Here is a 23,320-nt window from a genome sequence, read left to right on the forward strand (position 1 = left end):
AAAAAGAGAGCTCAAAATGTATTGAGCCCTTATATTTACTTAATTGAAGAAGCAAACTGCTCTACAGTCGTTGTATGGTGTATACGAACGCGCTTCATCTTTAACAATTCATCAGGTTCACCCTTCGTAATGAATTGCCCAGGCTTTGTCGTCGTCGCAAATTGATAATACTTCTTCGTTTCTGTAACAACCTTATCATCTACATGACCGAATGGATAAGCAATCGCGATAACAGGCTTACCTGTTATTTTTTCTAGTTTTTCTTTTGAACCTTTTAACTCTTCCTCATAGTTTGTAATTTTCGGTAAGTCTGCATGTGTTGCAGTATGAGATTGCACCGAGAAAATGCCGGAATCAACCATTTCTTTTATTTCAGAAGTAGACAATGCTCCTTCTACATCAACGTTATCAACAATCATATATTCTGTTGCTGCCGGTTTAAAAGTATCATCTTTTAGCTTTTGTAAAACGCGAAATGCATTCATATTATTTTTCATACCGTCATCAAATGTAACGAAAATCGGCTTATTTACTTTATTTATATCGCCCCAGCGTTCAAACGTTAACAGCGTATAACCATTGTCCTTTAAATGTTTCATTTGTGCTTCAAAGTTAGCTGGTGATACGAATAAGTCTTTAATACCTTGACCATGATAATCATCAATTGCGTGATACATAAGAACAGGAAACTTTTGTTCGAAAGTAATAGTAGATTTCGTAAGCGGGATTGTTTTCCCATCTTCTTTCATTCCTGTTGCTTCAATTTGGAACTCACCGCGTTTTCCTTCAAATTCCTTTATATCAAAAGGAAGTGTGAATTGCTTCTCTTTTTCTTTAGAAGAAAAAGATTTAGCACTTTCCTTGCCATCAGCTGTGCGCCAAATTTTATATTGTACTTCATTTAAAGAATCTTTTATGTCTGTAATATGAATACTTGTGTTTGTAGATTCGTGTGTAACTGCATTATATGAGATTTTACCTTGTTTTTGCACAGTCTCTTCTTGTTTCTTAATCCCTTGAGCCGTTTTCTCTTTTTTAGGTTCTAGACTTACATTGTTAGTATTACAGCCTGCTAGAATGGCAGACGTACATAAAGCAATTGCTGCGTATTTTCTCATGAAAATCACCTTCTATTGTGTAGTATGTTGCATATTGACATTAAAATCCCCACCGCTATAAGAGTGGTGGGGATATACCCTTGTTCATCATATCATTTGAAGAAAATGAGGGGAATATGATTTTTAGGAGGCTATTAAGGTAATAGATTAGTGACTTTGAATAGATGTATTTTTTTGTTTCTTATTAGAATTAATAATGATATAACCGACTACAAAGATAAGAGGAATAATGAAGACATAGATAGGCATTCCCCATACATAATAGCTTTTCAGCGTTAAGACTAGTAAATGTAAGAAATCGAAAATTGCGTGGGCTTTCATAATATCCTCCGATGTTTTTTGAAAATTATAACATTTTAAACTTGTTATTTGTATAATTTGGAAAGTAATTTAAGCTAATTTTAAAGTAAGAAGAAGACTTATTGATATGCAATTTTGCATACAGATATGGATTTTATTAAAATATAAAGATTTTATACTATAATAAAAACCCCTAAAACTAAGTAAGAATAATGTATGGAGTGGAGAATAGAAATGAAATATAAAAAAATAATATATATCTTTTTCATATCACTATTTATAGTTGGTTGCCAAAGTGAAGTGAGTAAAGCGAATAGTGTGGAAGAGTATATTCCATCGCATCTTATGAATGCGGAAGTGACGGCGGATATCATGACACTAGAGATGGATCGTGATACACGTAAAAAAGTAGAGGTTATTACTAAAAAGATGAGTGATCATGTGAAGAATGATAAAGAGTGGTACGTAAACTACATATCAGGGCATATAGATAAACAGGTGAAGCCGTATCATCCTAACTTTGGTATTACAGAAGAAGAATATCACTTTTTTAGAAACGCCGTTGAGAATAGTAGTTTATCTAATACAAGTGATGGAAAACTTCAATTTAAGCAAAAAAGTAACCATGAAATTGAAATTGTTTCAAGTAGAAACCTAGAACTATTCCAGTATCTGGTAATTGATACAGAGAAGAATATAATAAAAACTTCTTTTGGAGAATGTCAGTATGTTGGAGAAATAAAGCCATCTTCAGAAAAAAGAATATTAGGTCGAGTAAATGGCAAACAATGGATGTTACAAAAAGAAAATTTAATCTATTTATTCTCTTTAGGAAAGCTTGAAGGAGAAGATAAATCTGTTATGGTTATTTCAGTAAAAGGTATACACGAAGGAAAACTTATTAGTAACGAGGAAGTAGTCGAATTCCGTTCGGTTTCATAAAGAATCAAAAAAATCACCTTACTTGTTAAAGTAAGGTGGTTTTTTATTAAATAAACAATCCAGCGATTGTCGCAGATAAAATAGAAGCAAGTGTTGATGCAAATAGCATTTTCCAACCAAATTTAGAAACAACGCTTCCTTGTTTTTCAGAAAGGGCACGGATTGTACCAACGATTGCACCAATTTGGCTAATACTTGCGAAGCTAATTAAGAATACTGTAACGATTCCAACTGTACGTGGAGCTAATGTTGTAGCTGTGTCTTTTAAATCAAGGATTGCTACAAACTCATTTAAAACAATCTTCGTACCCATAATACCACCAGCTGGGATAATATCTTGAGTTGGAATACCCATTAAGAATGCGAATGGAGAAAGTACGTAACCGAAGATTTGTTGTAAAGTAACAGCATGTCCCATTGCGCCTGAAGCTGCACTAATTACGTAGTTTACAACTTCCATCACACCGATAAAGGCGATCATTAATGCGGCAACGATACCAGCGACTTTTAAACCATCAAGTGCACCGTTAATCATTGCGCCGATAAAGCTGTCTCCGAATAGAGTTCTATCAAATTTCTGAATCACTTCATCTTCTTTTTTCGTATCAACTGGTGTTAATAACGAACAAACGATTAAGCTTGAGAATAAATTTAGCGGAAGAGCTGCTAGTACGTATTTTGCATCTAACATCATTACGTATGATGCTGTAACAGAAGCAGAAACGGAGCTCATCGCAGAACAACAAATGATAAACATACGATTTTTATTGAAATGCTGTAAATCGTTTTTAATAACGATTAACGCTTCACTTGAACCGAAGAATACAGAGTTTACTGCGTGGAATGATTCAACGCGTGGTAAACCAGTAATTTTTGAAATAGCACCGCCGACAACGCGAACGATGAATGGTAAAACACCTAAATAACTAAAGATTGAAAGTAGTGCTGAGAAAAATACGATAATTAATAATACGTTTAAGAAAAAGACAAAATCTCTGTGAATTCCATTAAAGAGAAAATCGACACCTGTCGTACCAAGTTTAATTAGTTTGTTGAAAACTTTACTAATGAAAATAATGATTTGTTGACCAACCTTTGTAGCAAACATAAACCAACCGATTAAAATTTGGAAACCAATCATAATTGCAATTGCACGGAAGTTGATTTTACTTTTGTTGTTTGACAAAGCAAAACATAAACCTAACACGGCAAGAATACCGATAATGCTCATTACATATTGCATGTAGTTGCCCCTTTCAGAAGTTCGTATAAAGTTTGTACATAAAACGCTCGTTATATTACTAAAAATAAAAGAACGAGGTTTTATGTCATACGTAAGATGTCTGACCTTTTAGAAAAATAAAAAAAGACCCATATGGATTCACTTTCATCTATGAGAGAAAGCTAATCAATATGAGTCCTTTTTTGCGCATAGCCTAATATTCATTAGTTTTCCCCATAGTCCAGCAATTTAAGGTTGCCGGGTAGAAACTCTCGATCCATATTATCAAGTATATATGAGGTAACATCGTCCGTATTAAATTAGTAGTAGCGTAACATTAACAGAGAACTATCGTCAATAGCTTTTTTTCTTCCAATAGAAAAAGACCATATAAGTATGATAAAATGTAACGCAGTGTTATGAAAAAGAGAGGTCGGAAAATGAGTACTAAAATGACGCCACCAGTTGAGAAAAACGAGTTTATAGATGTAGTATTTGAAGATTTAACACATGATGGTGCCGGTGTTGCGAAAGTAAAGGGCTATCCTATTTTCGTTAAAAACGGATTACCAGGTGAAGAAGCGCAAATTAAAATTATTAAAGTGAAGAAAAACTTCGCATTTGGTCGTTTAATGAAGCTTCATACAGAAAGTCCATATCGTAAAGATGCAGAATGCCCAGTATATAACCAGTGCGGCGGTTGTCAGCTTCAGCATTTAACTTATGAAGGACAGTTACAAGCGAAAGAAAAACAAGTACGTGACGTTATGCAGCGTATCGGAGGACTAGGTGATGTTCCTGTTCATCCTGTACTTGGCATGAAGAACCCGTGGGTATATCGCAATAAAGCACAAGTACCAATCGGAGAACGTGAAGGCGGACTTGTAGCTGGTTTCTATCGCCAAGGAACGCATGACATCATTAATATAGAATCATGCTTAATTCAGGCAGAAGAAAACGATACATTAATTCAAGAAGTAAAACGTATTTGTGAAAAGCACGGTATCAATGCGTACAACGAAGAGCGTAACAAAGGAACACTTCGTCACGTAATGGCTCGTTACGGACAAGTAACAGGGGAAATTATGCTTGTCTTCATTACGCGTACAGCAGAATTGCCGAACAAAAAAGCAATCATTGAAGAAATTGCAGCGAAATTCCCAGAAGTAAAATCGATTGTTCAAAACGTAAATACGAAGCGTACGAATGTAATTTTCGGAGACAAAACTACAGTACTATACGGATCAGAATATATTTATGACTTTATCGGTGACATTAAATTTGCGATTTCAGCACGTTCATTCTATCAAGTAAACCCAGAACAAACGAAAGTGCTATACGATAAAACGTTAGAATACGCAAAATTAAATGGTAACGAAACAGTAATCGATGCCTATTGCGGAATCGGATCAATCTCGTTATTCCTAGCGCAAAAAGCGAAAAAAGTGTACGGCGTTGAAATCGTCCCAGAAGCAATCGAAGACGCAAACCGAAACGCAGCACTAAACAATATGACAAACGCTGAATTTGGCGTAGGAGAAGCAGAAGTAGTCATTCCAAAATGGTACAAAGAAGGCGTAATCGCCGACACAATGGTCGTAGACCCACCGCGTAAAGGCTGTGACGAAGCATTACTAAACACAATCATCGACATGAAGCCAAACCGCGTCGTATACGTATCGTGTAACCCAGCAACATTAGCACGTGACTTAAAAGTACTAGAAGAAGGTGGATATAAAACACAGGAAGTACAACCTGTTGATATGTTCCCGCATACGACGCATGTGGAGTGTGTGGCTTGGCTTAAGTTAGTATAATAGGAAAGCAGTTGATATAGAAAAAATCTATACCACCTGCTTTTTGGTTTACAAAAATACCATTCATAAGCGATTTTAGTTAAAATAAATATTGCTGATTTTCACAAATTATAAATTGAGATTTTGAAATTGTATTCATAGTGAGAGGATTTGAATTTGAAATGATAGATAATTTTTGGCGTGAATTACCACGACCATTTTTCGTACTTGCACCAATGGAAGATGTGACAGACGTTGTTTTCCGTCACGTAGTAAGTGAAGCAGGTCGTCCGGACGTATTCTTCACAGAGTTTACAAACTCGGATAGCTATTGCCATCCAGAAGGTATGAAAAGTGTACGTGGCCGTTTGATTTTTACAGAAGATGAACAACCGATGGTAGCACATATTTGGGGAGATAATCCTGAATACTTCCGTCAAATGAGTATCGGTATGGCAGAACTAGGATTTAAAGGCATCGATATTAATATGGGTTGCCCAGTACCGAATGTAGCATCAAGAGGAAAAGGCAGTGGTCTTATTCTACGTCCAGACGTTGCAGCAGAACTTATCCAAGCAGCAAAAGCGGGCGGACTACCTGTCAGCGTAAAAACAAGACTTGGCTTTAAAGAGTTAAGCGAGTGGGAAGATTGGTTAACGCACATTTTCAAACAAGATATTGCAAACCTTTCTATTCATTTACGCACAAGAGAGGAAATGAGCCAAGTAGATGCGCATTGGGAACTAATTCCGGAAATAAAAAAATTACGTGACCGCATTGCACCAAATACGTTAATAACAATCAATGGAGACATCCTTGATCGTAAAATGGGGCTGGAACTTGCTGAAAAATACGGCATTGATGGCGTAATGATCGGACGAGGCATCTTCAAAAATCCATTTGCTTTTGAAAAAGAGCCAAGAGAGCATAGCAGTAAAGAACATCTAGATCTTTTAAGACTACAACTTGATCTTCAAGATCAATACGCAGAAGTACTGCCACGCTCAATCACAGGGCTTCACCGCTTCTTCAAAATTTATGTAAAAGGCTTCCCTGGAGCTGCTGAATTGAGAAATCAATTGATGAGTACGAAATCTACTGATGAGGTGCGTGCTTTGTTGGATAGGTTTGAGGATAGTGTTGGTATGGCTCAGGATAGTGAGACGGTTTAACGCTCTGAAGATAGAGGAAAATGGACTGTATTAATTTGTGGGTAGTTATTTTATTTAGTTTTGAGTTTTTTTGTGAATGTAACTTTTTTTGTTGATACAGTCTGCTTGCTGAAAAAAGAAGTCTTTGAGAATATAATGAACTAACGAATACTCGTAAGGAGAAAAATGACAAGAGCTGGAGTAGAGTACATTAGGCTCTATCGAGGTATGAAATGTAATCTGAATAATAGACAGAAATAAAAAATCTCTTTATTTGAGCATGGCCATCAAGTTAAGAAAATGTATGATTTTTATCTAAATAGGACCTCCTTACATGCAGAGTGCATGTAAGGAGGTCCTATTTTATGTTTAAATTAATTAATTTAACAGAGGAAAAAATAAATCTGAATTTCCGATTATAAAAATATTGTTTTTCGACTTCTTTCGACATAATTTATAAAGTTAATTATTTAGTATTGGTATGAAGATCTTTTGAATAATAGTTATTTTTAAATATTCGATAATAATTTTAGAGTACTGTGGAATTTTCTTCTGATTTGAAGATTTTTTCTTATAGGAGCTACCAGAATTTTTTTATTTTAATTGGAGGGAAATTATGAAGAAAGTATTAATAGCTTTACTTACAGCAGGATTAATTACATCGGGTTGTCAAAAATTAACAGAATCAGTACCAACAAAAGAAGTAAGCCAAAATGTTAAGCAAGATGAGAAGAAAATTATGACGAATGAGAGCAATGATATTTCGACTTCAAATTTAAGTGGAATAGCAATGTACCTAAAAAAAACTTATCGACTTGAAGATTTAGAGAGAACGCTTTCATCCCCAAGAACAAAAGAGGAAACTAGATGGTTATATGTAGATAATTATGCTAAATATACATTTGAAAGTGATGGGAAAATTATTAATCATATTAAGATTGAATTATTAGAGCCAAAAGATTTGAAGTATAAGGATGCCTTCAAATTATTAGGTCTTGATATTATGTTAGGTACTAAAATTGAATCAGAAGGCACTGAGGCGGAAGGGTATGCAAAATATGATGTTCGAGGAAATGATGCGGAAAGTGTGCAGATTGAGAAGTTTTCAGGAACTGGGGGCGGTAGCATATCTGTAAGTGTGGATGGGGCTTTCAAAAATAAAGAAGGTACTGTTTGGTTGGATTGTGACCGGGATGGTAATGTGAAATTTATTGAAATGAATTATAAGGGTAAGGCGGTAGGAAATGAAACAAGTGTTGCTAACGAGAAATTAGAACCCTTTGATGCAGAGGCAGGATCGGAAGTAGGAAAGAATATTGCAAATATAAAAGTTTATGATACGAAGGATTTACTTATTGAACAAACCGGATTAGCCCCATTTTTATTTCAAGCAACGCTGTATGATAATCCAAATATGTATTATACAGCTGATTTTCCGATAACAGTTCGAGTTGATAATAAGTCTACGGTAGAAGAAGCTGTGAAAATCGGAAATGAAATCAACAATTTAGTGGTAAGTGCTGTAAATAAAAAGTTTCCACATAAAAATTTTAGAGTCAAAACGTACATTTATCATACAGAATTGGATTCATCAGGTAATTTTAATGCTACTACATCAAAAAAATTGAAAATAATAGAAAATTAATATGTGAAACTTTGGGGATTTGATTTTAATAATAGGGCAGGGAGAAATAAAATAATGAATTGTACAGCATGTAATAAGAAATTATTGAAAACAAATAAGTACTGTACTAGTTGTGGTACAGAGAGAATAAATTTGGATGAATCAGAAGAACTATTTGATAATGGAGAATTCCATAACGATATTACGCCCCAAAATAGAAATGATAAAAACATAAAATTAATAAGAATTGCAAAAAAATCTCCTTGGTACGTGTGGATAATTGGGATTGTGTTTATAGTTATATTAGTTAACGTTCTAATTCAAAATAATAGTCCACAAGAAACAGTAAAAGGCTTTTTTAAAGCTCTTGAATCAAGAGATTTAAACAAAGCAGGTGAGTATATACATCCGAGTCTCCCTTGGGATGTAGAAGCTGGAAAACGTATTGGAATTCCAAAAAATGCGTCAATAGATATATTGAATATAGAAGAAAGAAAAGTTGGAGATAGAGCAAAATTAAAAGTTACGATAGATATCTCTCCAAAACCTTTATACGGCCCTAATCCTGACAATATTACTATTGATTTGAAGAAAGTTGACGGAAAGTGGCTAATTTATGATATGCAATAGTCTCCTATATGGATAAAATTCATCGAAACCCATAAACTCTAGTTTGTATAGAAGAAATATAACAATGTAAGAGACGAGCAGTGTATTTGAGGAATCAAAGCACTGCTTTTATAGTTAACAAATATAAACTAGAATGTAGATCTAATGAACTAAGAAAAAATGAACCGAAAAGTTACTGTAACCCTTCTATAGAATCAAATTATTGCTTGGATTGTAGTATAGCCTCTATAATCATAAATTTGGTTAAGACTACAAAACCTCCTCCTAAAATGTTAAAGTAGTAACTTAACGACATTAATTTACACATGCTAAAAGCATTACTATAATCAACATTTCAGGAGGAAACCCAATGGCAATGAGCAACAACGATATATTAAAAAGAGTAAGATACGCTTTAGATATAAAAGATATAGATATGGTGGAAATCTTTAAACTTGGCGGGATGGAAGTAACGAAAGAAGACGTAGTTGATATGCTTACAAAAATAAAGAGAGCTCCTCAGCATGAAGCTGAAAATGATGAGGTAGCTGAAGATGAGTACGTAAAAACATGCGATATGCTGATGTTAGAGGCATTTTTAAATGGATTTATTACTTTAAAAAGAGGAAAGCAAGATCCGAAACCAGGGCAGCCTGCACCTGTACAGAGCAAGGAGAGTGCCAATAACCTTCTTCTAAAGAAAATGAAAATCGCACTATCTTTAACGAGTGAGGACGTACTTGATATATTAGATAGCGTGGGCGTTACGGTAACAAAAGGAGAGTTAGGCGCTCTATTAAGAAAAAAAGGTCATAAAAATTACAAAGAGTGCGGCGATAGATACGCAAGGAATTTCATTAAGGGATTAGGTGTAAAGTATAGAGGATAATGAGTTCGTTAAAGCAGTAAATGATATAATAGGTAGAGTAGGACGTTCGTATCCTACTCTTTTTTATTTGTAAAAATACTATGCTAGGTGATGAAATGGTACATACATATTTAGGCGAGACAATTAATTTTCATATAACTTATAAGAAGAAAAAGTCCGTGCGTCTTTTTGTGGATTCGTATGGAAATGTGGAAGTGCAGGCTCCGAAAGGGACACCTGTTGAATACTTAGTCCAGTTGCTAGAGGAAAAGTGGGATTGGATTCAGACAACCTGTAAGGAGATGGCTGAGCGAGCGCGTGGACCACAGGAAAAGGATTACGATCAAGGAGAAGGCTTTTTGTATTTAGGGAATACGTATCCGATACAGATTTCCCAAGATGTAAGCATTGAGCAAGACAATGCGATTTTTGAAGGGGATAAGTTACATATTTATGTGAAAGAGCTTAAGGATGAGAAAATACAACAAGCTTTAAAACGATTTTATTATAAGCAGTGTAAAACCTTAGTAGAGAAGAGCATTAAAGTGCATCAAAGTAACTTTAAGACAAAACCACGTTCTATTCGTATTACAGATAGTAGTCGTACTTGGGGTACTTGCGATTCGAATTTACAACTAACGTTCAATTGGAAGCTAGCGATGGCACCACAGCGAGTAATTGACTATGTAGTCGTTCATGAAATGTGTCATATGGTTCATTTAAATCATGATCGCTCTTTTTGGCGTCTTGTCGGGAAGATAATGCCTGATTATAAGGAAATGGAGAACTGGTTAGCTTTATCTAGTTGGAAGATGACGGTTTAGGAAGGGATATCGATTTTTGTCGGTAAATCGATATTTCTTGTCGAATCGTTGATGGGCAAAAATACCTTGGTCCAATTCCACAAATTTATGGGTTATTGATATGCAAATTCATGAGTTAAGTCACATGAAAAGTAATAAAAAAAGTTGAAGCGATAGAAACGTATAGATAGAATATTCTGTTAAATAACATGTTCGCTAATGGGCGTATGCCGTATCGTTTAAATGTAACTGAAATTGATAATGAACAAGCAGAGCGAAATGATTCAAAGATTTATTGCATTGCTATTGATTTAAAAAATGATAAGAAACTAGTTAAAACTGCCGATGTACCAGAAGGAGATTCAAATAGAGCTTGGTATATTAGTTAATTCTGGTCTAAGTAAAGGTTGATTTTATTATATGTTATCGTAAAAATGTTGTAGAGCAAGCAAAAAAGGAACTCTTTAATATTAAAGAGCTCCTTTTTGTTATGTTTTTTGAATTTCCTTAAAAATACCCTTAGAATTTCAAGATAAAGTGAGTAAAATGCATGTGTAGAAGGGAGGTTTTATATTATGCAAAATCAAACAAAAACTTTTTATCTAAAAGTTAAATTTTTCGGATTCAAAATGATTATCAACTATTCTTTATAAGAGGATACAGCCTATTTTAATTAAATACTAAAAGGTAGAACAACTTTTCACTTCTACCTTTTAGTATTAGCAATGCTTTATTCAAAAGTTAGTTGCAGCGATTAATTGTGTAAACTCCCCCTGAATTATAAACTTCTTTAATATAGTACAATTTCTCTTCATAAAAGAACGTACTTTTGTGGTGAGAGTAAATATTCTTTTATTTTTAGGAGGAATCGCGATATATGACTATTCAATCCTATCGAATAGAATCATCTTATGTGTTGATTTACGAAGCTTTTATGCTTCAATAAGCTGTATCAAAATGGGATTAGGTTCCATGCATACAAAATTAGCTGTAGTGAGTGATGTAAATGGGGAAAAACGGATAAATTGTTCTAGCCGCAACTCCCCCCCCTTAAAAGCCTTAGGCGTAAAGAAAATGGAAAGGTTATACGAGATTTCTTGAAGAAAAGACATTCTTGCGGTAAATCTAATTATGGGAACTTATATTAAATGCTCCAATTACATAACAAAATTAGCATTACAATATGTTCCTATTGAGGGTTTTCACCAATACAGCATAGACGAATTTTTTATGGACATTACAGATGTCATCAATTTATCTTTATAATTATATATAACGTCATAAAGAGAATATAACCTTAAGTTTATCAATGCTTCAACTTTATACTAAAATAGTGATTGTTTGGATGTTCCTTCAGTATTTAATAAAAGAAACACCCATATTATATGCGTTAACTGGTATAATTGTAGTATTGTTCAGATAGTAAAGATTACATGAAGCAAAAAATTACTAAAAGGGGATTAAACATGAAGTATGTTGACGAAATACATGGAGAAATTTTCATAGATGATGAATACGCTCTGGAAATTATAGAAACTAAAGTGTTTCATAGATTAAAAAATTTAAAACAGCAGGGTAATACGCACTTTGTACTCCCTGGTACGATTCACAATAGATTTTCTCACTCTTTAGGTGTATATCATGTCATGAAACTGATGTTACAAAATCTAGAACAACAAGGATATAATATTGAAGATTATGAAAAAAGATTAGCGCTATTATCCGCTTTATTACACGATATAGGACACGGACCCTTTTCACACTGTTTTGAAAATATTACTGGATTAAATCATGAAATTTGGAGTGGAAGGATTATCCAGGAGCATACTGAAATGAAAAAGGTTTTTCTTAAAAACCCAAGAATCCAAAAAGATATTATTTCTGTTATATCCAAAGATAATAAATTTCCTGTTATACAAGGGCTTCTATTCTCTAATCTTGGAGCTGATAAACTAGATTACTTTAGCAGAGATTTATTTTATTCTGGATTAATACAATTAGAGAATATAAATATTAATAAGATAATTAAAGGAAGTAAGATTCAGCAAGATAAAGTTATTATTTCTCCCACAATTATTAATGAAATAGAAAAGCTATTTGTGATAAAGAAAAATTTATTTAATACAGGATTTGCTAGTGAGTTTGTAATCGGAAAAGATGTATTATTAAAGATGATCTTTAAGCAGGCTTCGAACTTGTTTAAAATTAACCAATTGAAACATATACCTAACTATCTGATTCCTATACTGAGTAATAGTAAGAGCATGTGGAGTGTTGAACAATATACGGAGTTAACTGATTCCTATATTTTAGAGAGTATCATCCATTGGAGAGATGAAGAATATGACGATCAACTAAAAAGACTTTGTAATAAATATCTTTCTAAGGAAGATAACTTATTCTGGGATACGTTGGATACAAATAATTCATATCAAATTAACAATGATTATACAGAAGTTATTCAACAGGATCCTAAATATGGTCTTTATACAGGGGGGATTTTCTTAAGAGAAAATAGTGTATTATTCGACCTTGCAGAGAAGTCCAATCTTATAAAGGATTTATCGAAGAAGGAAAATTTAAAATCTTTAGTTTATAATTTATAAACATAACATTACAATTTTCGATAATTTTGAAATTAAGAAACGAGTGAGCTTTATTATTCTGCTGAAGCTCACTCGTTCCTACTAAACTAATGATGACAATCTATGCATGTAAATTCAAGTTAATCTTGATGAGGGACTGTGATGAAATCGTTTAAATAGCAAATGAAACTAAATCTAAAAAGATAACAGTTTGCTAATTTTGTTAAAATATGCCATCCTGAAAATTGAAAATTCACTTTGTATTTTTAGATAATTCATCTATCATTACATGCAGTAAATTAACAAGAGTGTTAACATCATAAAACTTATGAACAAACTCTTTTTCATCTTTATAAGGCTCTTCAGTAAACAAATCAGAAACGATGCCTTCAATTGGGGTTTGTAGCATAATTGTAGAAGTGAGTCGATCACTTTCTTTAATTACTCTATGTATAACCTCCTTTGATAGAGTATAGAAGGACCCTGCTTCAATGGTAGCATCAAATACCCAGTTTAAATTCTCTCTCCCCAAATCTTTTAATTGATGTCCGACCTCTCCTGAGGGTAAAGGTAATGTTCTGTAATGATACAGCTCCTCCCCAAATAGTTCATTAAGCTTATATGTTTTAAACGTAAGAGCACCTGTTAAAACCTTAGAGCTAAAGTCCCAAGGATGGTTATGTACGTGTTCCGCATGAAACAATACATGGTCTGGCCGCCAAATGTGCAGACGAAGTCTATATCCGACCTCATAATTTTCAATTAAAACAATTTTGTCAAATCCATTAGCATGAGTATACGATTTACTAGCTATTTCTGCTAGTTTTTCTTGATCATTAAGAAGAGATTTCAACAGAATAATCAATTGCTCATTGGTACATACAGGTTCTAAAAGTTTTTTTGTTTTTTCTAAATTACTAGTGCTTATGGAATTGAAATTAATATCAATCCACTCCTCTACTTCCCTGATATTACTAAACATAACTGGTTTAATTAACTCAATCATCATCTATTCTCCCTTTCCTTTATATAAATATTTTTATAACTATACATAGAGTTAAGTATTTTGAATATTTTAATAATTTTAAATTAGATACATTCTTTAAAAAATGTTGACTTTTGGAAAAAGAATAATTTATATTTTTATATAGTTCTATATTTTATAGGCATTTTATTCCCATCTTAAAGAAAGAAGGAGAAATTATGAATAAAAAGAAAATAATGGTTGTAATAGGGACACGTCCAGAAGCAACTAAAATGTGTACAGTTATTCAAGAATTGAATAGACACAATGAAGAATTTGAAACATTATTAGTGCTAACAGGGCAACATCAAGAACAGTTGTATCAAGCATTAGATGCTTTTAATTTAAAGCCTGATATTGATCTGAACATAATGCGTGAAAGACAAACATTGACCTATATTACATCTGAATCCTTAATTAAATTAGGTGAAGTTATAGAAGATAAGAAACCTGACATGGTTCTTGTTCATGGTGATACCCAAGCTGCACTTTGCGGATCATTAGCCGCTTATTTCCATAAAATCCCTACAGGGCACGTTGAAGCTGGATTGAGAACTTACAACAAATATTCTCCTTGGCCCGAAGAAATGAATAGACGTATTGCTGATTCTATCAGTGATTTACTTTTTGCACCTACTTCTATGAGTAAAGACAACCTATCAAAAGAAGGATATCTAAATGAACAGATTTTTGTTACTGGTCAAACATCGGTAGACGCCGCTCTTGATACATATAAAGATGAACATGTATTTGAAAATTCTACATTGAACCAGATAGATTTTGCTGCAAATAAAATAATAACGGCTACTGTACATCGTCGTGAAAATTATGGTTTACCTATGAAACAAATATTTAGTGCTATGAAGAGGATAGTAGATGAACACCAAGATGTTACTTTAATTTATCCAATTCATAAAAGTCCAACAGTAAGAGACATTGCCTACCCTATTTTAAAAGGCCATGAACGTATCAAATTAATTGAACCTTTGGGTTATCCAGATATGATTAACCTTTTAGGTCGTACTCATCTAATAATGAGTGATTCTGGTGGCCTTCAAGAAGAGACTGCTGTTTTTGGTAAACCGCTTATACTACTGCGAGATACCACTGAAAGACCAGAAGCTGTTGAAGCTAACGTTGTTGTATTAGCAGGAACCGAAGAAGAAAACATATATTCTCTTACTAATCGTTTATTAACTGATAATTCTTTATATAACAGTATGAAGAACTCTGAGAATCCTTTTGGAGATGGTAAAGCTTCAAAAAGAATTATAAATATTTTAAAGAAATACTTTGATTTCTCCGAAAGTTATCCCAGTGAATTTATCTCTATATTAGACAGAGAACCTCAAATTAGTAAATGAGTTTAGTTAAAGGTAATTCTTTTTAAGAATTACCTTTATTTAATGACTAAGATACTCACATTAGAGAAACTTCCAATGAATGTCTTCCATCTGAATTTCCTTTTCTACATTCACTGCATACTTTTCATCAATTTCAGATAGGATCTTATTTTGAACTTGGAAGTGACAAAATGGACAGGCACTAGCATTAATTCTTTTTATTACTTCTTCCCTGAGTTTGCTATTCCAAATCTCATTAAAACTCATATCCTTAATATTCCCATATTTCCATTCATCGTCCATAAGTTCCTTATAGATTGCATAGCAAGGAACTACATCACCAGTAGCAGCTACATAAGCATAAATTCCATCTTGTACAATCGGACATTCTTTAAGGTGCGTCGGAACATGCTTTTGAGAGTTTTGGTTAAATTCATTAAGGAAATGTTCAAACTGATGAGGCATCCCAACATTATTAGCGTATTTTTCTAATTTTGGGAGTAGTTCCCTCAGTTCTGATAGGGGACGTGTGATCTGCTCTGATTCTAAGTCTAATAAGGCACGATACATTATGTAATCTGCTTTAGACTCTACACCTATGTCTATACACTTAAAGAAAGCTTCATCTGATTGGGAATCCTTAGTCATTATGTATGCCAAACCAATTGTAGGCCAATCTTGATTTAGTCTCCTTCTCTCATCTGACAAAATTTTACAATTTTTGATAACTTGTTTGAAATTTTCTGGTTTATGTGGACTCATAAGTCTTACATATGTCTCTTCCCAAGGAACATCAATGGAAATTCTTATCCAAGAACATTTCAAATACGCCTGTTTAATTTTTTCAGTTAATAATACACCATTGGTAATGACCCCTACTTCAATCCCAGCATCAACTAGCCTGTGAACAGCTTCTGAAAAATAAGGATGTACAGACGGTTCACCACCACCTGATAAAATAACTGATTTTACTGTAGGAGTGCAGTTTATTAAGTCTGTTACTAGATCTCTAAAAGCTGGTACCGGTAAATATTCACCCTGTCTGATATCATTATATGAGCAAAAAACACATTTTAAATTACACCGATTAGTTGGATGAATTTCAATACAAACTGGAGCGCTAGTAGATACTTCTCCCCTCTTCCAGCTATATTCTAATCTACTAGCATGACCCAAAATCCTATTTCTTACACCTGTTGTACCAGGTAATGTAACATTAGACATTCTTATGCCCCCTGTATCTTCTAAATAATTTAAAAGTTTTCTAAAATAACTATTCAACAATATCAAAAACAAAGAAAATGTTCTGACAATTAAAAATGATAGCAAATATCTTTTTTTTCTGTCAACCATTTTTTTTTATATTTACTAGTTATTGGCTATGTGTTAACATAATTTTGAAGTTTTTTATTTACAAAAAATTCACAAAAAAATTACAAAAACACACTTGATTTGTAAACTTCATCGAGTTAAATGGAGAGAACATTTATGATTAATGTTTATTTAGTTGAAATCCCTTTGATTTATACTGAAAATCAAATTAATACATATCTAGAGCAGATACCCATATCAGAAAAGAAAAGAATAAACAGAATGCAAAAAAAAGAGGATAAACTTAGATCCTTAAGTGCTTATTTACTAACGCGTTATATAATATGCAGGAAATTAAATGTAGAAAAGGGTTTGTTTTCTTTATATCGAAATCCATATGGAAGGCCCTGTTTAATTGAGGACATTGAGAATTGGAAAGGAGACTTTAATATTTCTCATTCAGGAAAATGGATAGCCCTAGCTATATCAGATTGTGCTAAGGTCGGAATAGATATCGAAGAAGTAAAAAATATAGATATAACGGATTTGGCTAATTTTGTTTTTTTGAACGGGGAATTAAGAAGATTCTATAGGGAAAGTATTGAAAGACAGATTGAATTATTCTATGCAGCATGGGCTATAAAAGAATCATTTTTTAAAATGATTGGAATAGGTCTATCTTTAAATATTATTCCTCCTAGTACAATTAAAATGATTGATAGCACAAATATTAGTGTATGTAATTTAGGTAATCTTGTATGGTCCCAGAAACTATATGAGTTTGATAAAGGATATAAGCTAGCTGTATCCTCAATGGATGAAGAATTTTCAAAAAAAATAAACTACATTAACTTTTACGATTTATTAGATTAAATATTGGTGGTGACAACATGAAAAATAAAATAATAAATGATTTAGACTCAGAGATGCTTTTTAAGTTACCCATACAAAAGGAGTATGATGTATTACAATCTTGCGAAATTAGAAGAAAAACATTAGTAATAAAAATAAGCAATGCAATATTAAATTCTAATATTACTAAACAGCTTAATATTTCATCACATGAAACCTTGTTAGTCGCTTTAGCTACGGTAGTTTATAGGTACTGTAATAAAAAAATAATTAATATTCCTCTAATTAATAATAGGGTTCTCTCTAAGGTCGATATTAACTTTGATGAAAATAGAAATTTTATAAATGCACTAAATCAACTACAGAGAAGCACAACACATAAGATTAGTGCTTCTGCAGTTAGAAATTCCCCTTTTGTAGTTACCGATAACTCTATACTCGAAGAAGATAAAGTTTTTAGAGATTATAAAGGGATATTAATTTCTGTATGCCCTCAAGATAAAGATATTATTTTAAATGTTAACTATATAGATATCCTATTTGACAGAAAAGCACTTGAAAGTTTTTTCAATCACGTTATTAAAATTATATGTTGTATAGTAGATAATCCCTATCAGGACATTAACTTTATAGATTATTTGACTGAGGAAGAGAAGCATGAAATTTTTCTTAAATTAAGTGATACTAGAACTTCTTATCCAGATACCAGCTGTATTGGCGAATTATTTGAGCAACAAGTAAAAGCTACTCCAAATAATATAGCAGTTGTATGTCCAAAGAAAACATTGACATATAAAGAGTTAAATCAAAGAGTGAACCAATTGGCTCATTATTTAAAGGAAGAATTAAGTATAAAAGAAGAGGATTTCATTGGTTTATGTATACCAAAATCTTCGGAACTTATAATAGGAATTCTAGCGATCATTAAAGCTGGGGGAGTTTATGTTCCAATAGATCCGGAATATCCAGCAAATAGAATTTCACATATTATTGAAGATACAAAAATGCATGCAATACTTACAACAGAAGAAACGTCCACAAAGTTACAAGAACATAATATTCTCTTAGATAATACCAAGAATATTAATGTGGAACATATACAATGCGAATTATCAAATTATAATACTAGTAATCCAATTACAAGTTGTCATTCGGAAAATCTAGCATATATTAACTATACTTCTGGCTCCACTGGTAAACCTAAGGGAGTCTGTATTCCTCATAAAGGAATAGTTAGATTAACTATAAACAACACATTTATTGATATTAGCGAAACAGATGTATTTTTACAACTTTCATCTATTTCTTTTGATGCTGCTACATTTGAAATCTGGGGATGCCTATTAAATGGAGCAAAATTAATCATCCCTTCTAATTATTTATCTTTGAATGAACTTGCAGATGTTCTTGATTACCATGAAGTATCTATTTTATGGCTTACAGCTGGACTTTTCCATCAAATTGTTGATGAAAATCTACAGATTTTAAATAAAGTAAAAAAATTATTAGCAGGTGGGGATGTTTTATCTGTTAACCACGTAAGAAAAGTAATTAATACTTTCCCTACAATTCATTTTTTAAATGGTTATGGTCCAACTGAAAATACAACATTTACATGTACCTATAAAGTAAATAATTTAGATACTAGTGTAAGAAGCATTCCTATTGGTAAGCCTATTTCAAATACAACAGTATTAATTTTAGATAAGAATGGTCTACCAGTTCCAATAGGGGTACCTGGAGAACTGTATGTAGGTGGGGATGGCTTAGCCCGAGGATATTTAAATTTGCCACAGAAAAATAAGGAGAGTTTTGTAAAAAGCATATACAATACGGATAATGATTCAAATCTATATAAGACGGGGGATTTAGTAAAACTCCTTGAGGATGGAAATATCGTATTCATTGGCCGAGTTGATAATCAAGTTAAAATTAGAGGATTTAGAATTGAATTAGATGAAGTTCATCTAGCCCTCAGTAGGTATGAATCTATTAATAAATGTCTAGTAAAGGTCTGTTATGATGGATTTGGGGAGAAAAACTTAGTGGCTTATTTCACTTCTAATGAAGAAATCAATTCAGTAAAAATAAGAGGATTTTTAGAACAGATTCTTCCTAAATTTATGATTCCATCTCTATTTGTACAAGTAAATGAGTTTCCATTAAATAAAAATGGAAAGGTAGATAAAGAGGCATTACCTAATCCATATTCAGTTAAATTAAGTAATAACAACTCTGTTGATGATATAAAAAGGAATACTGCAACTGAGAATGAGATCTGTTCCATATGGAAAGAAGTATTACAAGTGAACACCGTAAATCCTTGTGATAATTTTTTTTACTTAGGTGGACACTCTCTCAAGGTAATGCGAATTTTATCTAAGATTAATAAACGGTATAATGTGAATCTATCAATGTATGACTTTTTTGAAAACCCTACTGTATCTGGTTTATTAGAAAAAATACATACATCTAATTCTGAAGATATCAAAGACACTGCAATATCAACCATAGCTGATAAAGAATCACCTCTTTCAGTTGCACAGGAACAAATGTTATTAATGGATGAAATGCAGTTTGAAAACCCAGCGTATAATGTAGTTTCCGCTTACAAACTTCGAGGGAGAATTGATATTGAAGTGCTAGAAAAGAGCATTAACTTAGTAATTCAACGTCATGAGATTTTAAGAACTTATTACGATACTAGTGGTTATACACCTTTACAAAAGAGTATTCCTAATCATAAATTGAAGATAAATTATATAGATTTAAGCACCCTTCTTATAGACCGAAAACAAGAATGTGACAAATTGTTATTAAAGGAATCTCGTTACATTTTTAATTTATCTTCTCTACCATTACTACGAGTTACATTAGTGAGAACTGAATTACAAGAGTATATGCTACTTTTAGTCGCACATCATATAGCATTCGATGGATGGTCTTTGGGGATTTTTTACAATGAAGTTTCGCAATACTACCTCGATATTATTATGAATAAGGTACCAGACACGCCTCTGTTGCAGACGCAGTATAAAGATTTTTCTGTATGGCAAAGAGATTTATTGAATAGTCAAGCTATCAACCAGCAACTCAATTATTGGAAGGATAAGCTGAATGGAGCAAACACATACTTAGAGCTACCCACTGATTTTCCAAGACCAGCTATGCAAGAATTCATTGGAAAATATACAACGTGGCTTATGGATACAGAGCTATCAAAGAAAATTAATATTTTTTCTAAGGAAAGAAACATTACCCCTTATATCGTTTTAATGTCTGCTTACAAATTATTATTAAGTATATACAGTAAGCAAACAGATATCGTAATTGGAACACAGGTGACTGGTCGAACAAATTATAATTTCGAATCACTAATAGGATATTTTGTAAACAATATTGTAATTCGTACTGTTTTTACAACTGATTTAACGTGCGAAACAATTTTACAGAAAGTTCAATCAACGGTATTGGAAGCATACAAACATCAAGATTTACCTTTTTCAGCATTAGTAAAAGAGTTAGCTCCTAATAGGGATGCAAGTTATAACCCTATTTTCCAAGCGGCATTTGTGTTACAAAATTTCGATCAACCAGTACTTAACATACCGGATACAGAAGTTATAATACAAGATGTTGATAATGGCACTGCAAAATTTGATTTGAATTTAATTGTAGAAGAAAGAAATGAATCTTACCTTTGTAAGTGGGAGTACAATACTCACTTATTTCTACCAGAAACTATTCAAAGAATGATAAACAACTTTAAAGATATATTGGAAAAACTCCTTTCTAATCCAAATGGAAAAATTTCTGATATCTGTAATGTTTCTATAGGTGAACAAGATCAACTCTTAAACAAATGGAATGATACACACAAGGATTTCCCACAACCTAAATTGCTGAATGGCTTATTGGATAAGCAGGTTACAGAAAATCCTGATAAAGTTGCTGTAAGATATAAGAATGAAGAACTTTCTTTTAAAGAGTTACATAAAAAGGCTAATCAGATTTCAAAATACTTAAAATCTCTTGGTTTGTCATCTGATAAAATAGTTGCTATATATTTTGATAAATCAATAGATACCGTTGTAAGTATCTTAGGGATTCTTAAGGTTGGAGCAGCATATCTACCTATAGATAGTTCTTATCCTATAGATAGATGTAAATTTATGATTGAGGATTCTGAGTGTGATGTATTAATTACGAGTAGTAAATATAAAAAGAACTTAACAGATTTTCACAAGCACATTGTATGTATAGATGAGAATTGGGATTTAATTTCAACATATGACGAGTTGCCCCTCCAGATTGAAATTAATGAAGAAGATACAGCGTATATTATTTATACATCAGGTTCAACAGGGGAACCAAAAGGGGTAAAGGTTCCCCATAGAGCAATATATAATCACATGATGTGGATGCAGGATACATTCCCTATCACATCAAATGATATCGTAATACAAAAAACTCCATTGAGTTTTGATGCGTCTGTATGGGAGTTTCTTGCTCCGCTATTAACTGGTGCAACGCTACTATTGGCAGAACAAGGAAAGCATATAGACCCAGAGTACTTAGCAGGTATTATTCAACAAGAAAAAGTCACAATTCTTCAGGTAGTACCTACATTGTTACAGATGCTTTTATTAGAGCCAAAATTTTTAGAATGTATAAGTTTAAAGAGAGTATTTTGTGGTGGAGAAGAATTAACTCCAAATCTTGCAGAACAATTTTTTAAGGGTTTTAACATAGACTTAATTAATCTATATGGTCCAACGGAGGCATGTATAGACTCAACTTATTTTATTTGCTCAAAGAATGGAAATCAAAAATATATTCCTATCGGACGACCAATTGATAATGTAAAGATATATATTTTGGATAAAGATCTCCACCCTGTTCCGATTGGGGTTTCTGGAGACATTTATATATCTGGAGAGGGACTATCAACAGGTTATTACAATCGTCCAATTTTAAATAAGGAACGCTTTATTCCAAATCCTTTTGATGATTCATCTAAATCTAAGATATATAAAACGGGAGATGTAGGAAAATATTTAAGTGATGGAAATATTGTCTACGTAGGTAGATCTGATAGACAGGTCAAAGTAAGAGGACATCGAATTGAACTTGGGGAAATTCAATCAATAATAAATATGCATTCACAGGTAAAAGATACAGTTATAGTTACCACTAAGGATAAAATGAATATTATTGCATTTGTTATATCAAACAACCTGAAAGAAATTTTAGATTTAGATACTTTCATGTATGAGAGACTACCTAAATATATGATACCATCTCATATTATATATTTAGAAGATTTTCCAACTACACCAAATGGCAAAATTGATATTCAAAATCTCTTGAGTACTTTTGAGAGTTATAGAACGAAAAATCCTATCACACAACCAATGGATGAGATTGAGAAACAAATTTATCACATATGGTGCAATCTACTAGAAGTGAGTAGTATAAATGTACACCAAAGTTTTTTTCAGCTAGGTGGTCATTCTCTATTAGCTTATCAACTAGTTATAGCCCTAAATGAAAAATTTAACATAAAAATTTCTTTACGTGACATTTTTGAATTTAGTACAGTTGAAAGTTTAGCTAAAATAATCAAGCAGAAAATTCAAGAGATTTCATTGGGAACAGAAGGCGTAATGCCTTCGGAACTGAAACAAGAGGAAAGTATCATTAATTTAGATAATTTATCAGAAGAAGAAATAGACTTATTATTGGCTCAATTAGTAGATTAGGAAGGTGCTC

General features: G+C 32.6%; 17 protein-coding genes, 1 pseudogene and 1 riboswitch. Of the genes and pseudogenes, 13 read left to right on the forward strand and 5 right to left on the reverse strand.

Annotated features, from left to right (window positions below):
• Nucleotides 1–35: 35 nt before the first annotated feature.
• Nucleotides 36–1,118 carry a polysaccharide deacetylase family protein gene (locus ATL10_RS20955; protein ID WP_075719053.1) on the reverse strand — a complete coding sequence of 361 codons (1,083 nt, stop codon included), beginning with the start codon at nucleotides 1,116–1,118 and terminating at the stop codon, nucleotides 36–38.
• 147 nt (nucleotides 1,119–1,265) lie between these two features.
• Entirely contained in the window at nucleotides 1,266–1,439 is a 174-nt protein-coding gene (locus ATL10_RS31345) for a hypothetical protein (RefSeq protein WP_000643592.1), read from the reverse strand.
• Nucleotides 1,440–1,652: 213 nt separating this feature from the next.
• On the opposite strand from ATL10_RS31345, the gene ATL10_RS20960 reads away from it, so the two are divergent.
• The gene (locus tag ATL10_RS20960) at nucleotides 1,653–2,360 is read left to right on the forward strand and encodes a hypothetical protein (protein ID WP_110497425.1); all 708 of its coding nucleotides are present in this window, start codon (nucleotides 1,653–1,655) and stop codon (nucleotides 2,358–2,360) included.
• Between the two features lie 46 nt (nucleotides 2,361–2,406).
• On the opposite strand, the gene ATL10_RS20965 is transcribed toward ATL10_RS20960, so the two are convergent.
• Complete coding sequence (locus tag ATL10_RS20965) at nucleotides 2,407–3,603, reverse strand: NupC/NupG family nucleoside CNT transporter (RefSeq protein WP_001200494.1); 1,197 nt, start codon at nucleotides 3,601–3,603, stop codon at nucleotides 2,407–2,409.
• Nucleotides 3,604–3,799: 196 nt separating this feature from the next.
• Nucleotides 3,800–3,901, reverse strand: a riboswitch (purine riboswitch).
• Between the two features lie 121 nt (nucleotides 3,902–4,022).
• Here ATL10_RS20965 and rlmD point away from each other — a divergent pair.
• The 9 genes and pseudogenes from rlmD (at nucleotide 4,023) to ATL10_RS21010 (ending at nucleotide 13,039) form a co-directional block, all read left to right on the forward strand.
• On the forward strand, nucleotides 4,023–5,399 hold the full coding sequence (gene rlmD, locus ATL10_RS20970; RefSeq protein WP_110497427.1) for a 23S rRNA (uracil(1939)-C(5))-methyltransferase RlmD: 1,377 nt from the start codon (nucleotides 4,023–4,025) through the stop codon (nucleotides 5,397–5,399).
• A gap of 161 nt (nucleotides 5,400–5,560) precedes the next feature.
• Nucleotides 5,561–6,550, forward strand: coding sequence for a tRNA dihydrouridine synthase (locus tag ATL10_RS20975; RefSeq protein ID WP_090978176.1), 990 nt, complete (start codon nucleotides 5,561–5,563; stop codon nucleotides 6,548–6,550).
• Between the two features lie 595 nt (nucleotides 6,551–7,145).
• Nucleotides 7,146–8,174, forward strand: a complete 1,029-nt coding sequence (locus tag ATL10_RS20980) for a hypothetical protein (protein WP_110497429.1) — start codon at nucleotides 7,146–7,148, stop codon at nucleotides 8,172–8,174.
• A 3-nt stretch (nucleotides 8,175–8,177) separates the two neighbouring features.
• Nucleotides 8,178–8,783, forward strand: coding sequence for a zinc ribbon domain-containing protein (locus ATL10_RS20985; protein WP_002195128.1), 606 nt, complete (start codon nucleotides 8,178–8,180; stop codon nucleotides 8,781–8,783).
• A gap of 349 nt (nucleotides 8,784–9,132) precedes the next feature.
• Nucleotides 9,133–9,651 (forward strand): YehS family protein, encoded by a 519-nt coding sequence (locus tag ATL10_RS20990; protein WP_110497430.1) that lies wholly within the window; start codon nucleotides 9,133–9,135, stop codon nucleotides 9,649–9,651.
• A gap of 95 nt (nucleotides 9,652–9,746) precedes the next feature.
• Nucleotides 9,747–10,454 (forward strand): M48 family metallopeptidase, encoded by a 708-nt coding sequence (locus tag ATL10_RS20995; protein ID WP_110497432.1) that lies wholly within the window; start codon nucleotides 9,747–9,749, stop codon nucleotides 10,452–10,454.
• 188 nt (nucleotides 10,455–10,642) lie between these two features.
• Nucleotides 10,643–10,822, forward strand: a complete 180-nt coding sequence (locus tag ATL10_RS21000) for a hypothetical protein (protein WP_258375783.1) — start codon at nucleotides 10,643–10,645, stop codon at nucleotides 10,820–10,822.
• Between the two features lie 484 nt (nucleotides 10,823–11,306).
• Nucleotides 11,307–11,690 (forward strand): annotated as a pseudogene (locus ATL10_RS21005) (Y-family DNA polymerase); the annotation flags it as partial.
• Between the two features lie 209 nt (nucleotides 11,691–11,899).
• Complete coding sequence (locus tag ATL10_RS21010; RefSeq protein WP_181419336.1) at nucleotides 11,900–13,039, forward strand: HD domain-containing protein; 1,140 nt, start codon at nucleotides 11,900–11,902, stop codon at nucleotides 13,037–13,039.
• A gap of 232 nt (nucleotides 13,040–13,271) precedes the next feature.
• Here the strand turns inward: ATL10_RS21010 and ATL10_RS21015 are convergent, their stop codons facing one another.
• A complete protein-coding gene (locus ATL10_RS21015) occupies nucleotides 13,272–14,024 on the reverse strand; it encodes a hypothetical protein (protein ID WP_110497436.1) in 753 nt (250 codons plus the stop codon).
• 197 nt (nucleotides 14,025–14,221) lie between these two features.
• Between ATL10_RS21015 and wecB the strand changes: the two genes are divergently transcribed.
• Nucleotides 14,222–15,406: a non-hydrolyzing UDP-N-acetylglucosamine 2-epimerase gene (gene wecB / locus ATL10_RS21020; protein ID WP_110497438.1), complete on the forward strand. Its 1,185-nt coding sequence runs from the start codon at nucleotides 14,222–14,224 to the stop codon at nucleotides 15,404–15,406.
• A 60-nt stretch (nucleotides 15,407–15,466) separates the two neighbouring features.
• Here wecB and ATL10_RS21025 read toward each other — a convergent pair whose 3' ends face one another.
• Nucleotides 15,467–16,609, reverse strand: coding sequence for a radical SAM protein (locus tag ATL10_RS21025; RefSeq protein ID WP_181419337.1), 1,143 nt, complete (start codon nucleotides 16,607–16,609; stop codon nucleotides 15,467–15,469).
• Between the two features lie 264 nt (nucleotides 16,610–16,873).
• Here ATL10_RS21025 and ATL10_RS21030 point away from each other — a divergent pair, with 264 nt between their 5' ends.
• Both ATL10_RS21030 and ATL10_RS21035 read left to right on the forward strand, forming a co-directional pair.
• A complete protein-coding gene (locus ATL10_RS21030; RefSeq protein WP_181419338.1) occupies nucleotides 16,874–17,569 on the forward strand; it encodes a 4'-phosphopantetheinyl transferase family protein in 696 nt (231 codons plus the stop codon).
• 17 nt (nucleotides 17,570–17,586) lie between these two features.
• Complete coding sequence (locus tag ATL10_RS21035) at nucleotides 17,587–23,310, forward strand: non-ribosomal peptide synthetase (RefSeq protein ID WP_110497444.1); 5,724 nt, start codon at nucleotides 17,587–17,589, stop codon at nucleotides 23,308–23,310.
• Nucleotides 23,311–23,320: the final 10 nt, after the last annotated feature.

This window comes from Bacillus sp. 196mf (assembly GCF_003217275.1).
In the GTDB taxonomy this organism is placed as follows: Bacteria; Bacillota; Bacilli; order Bacillales; family Bacillaceae_G; genus Bacillus_A; species Bacillus_A thuringiensis_S.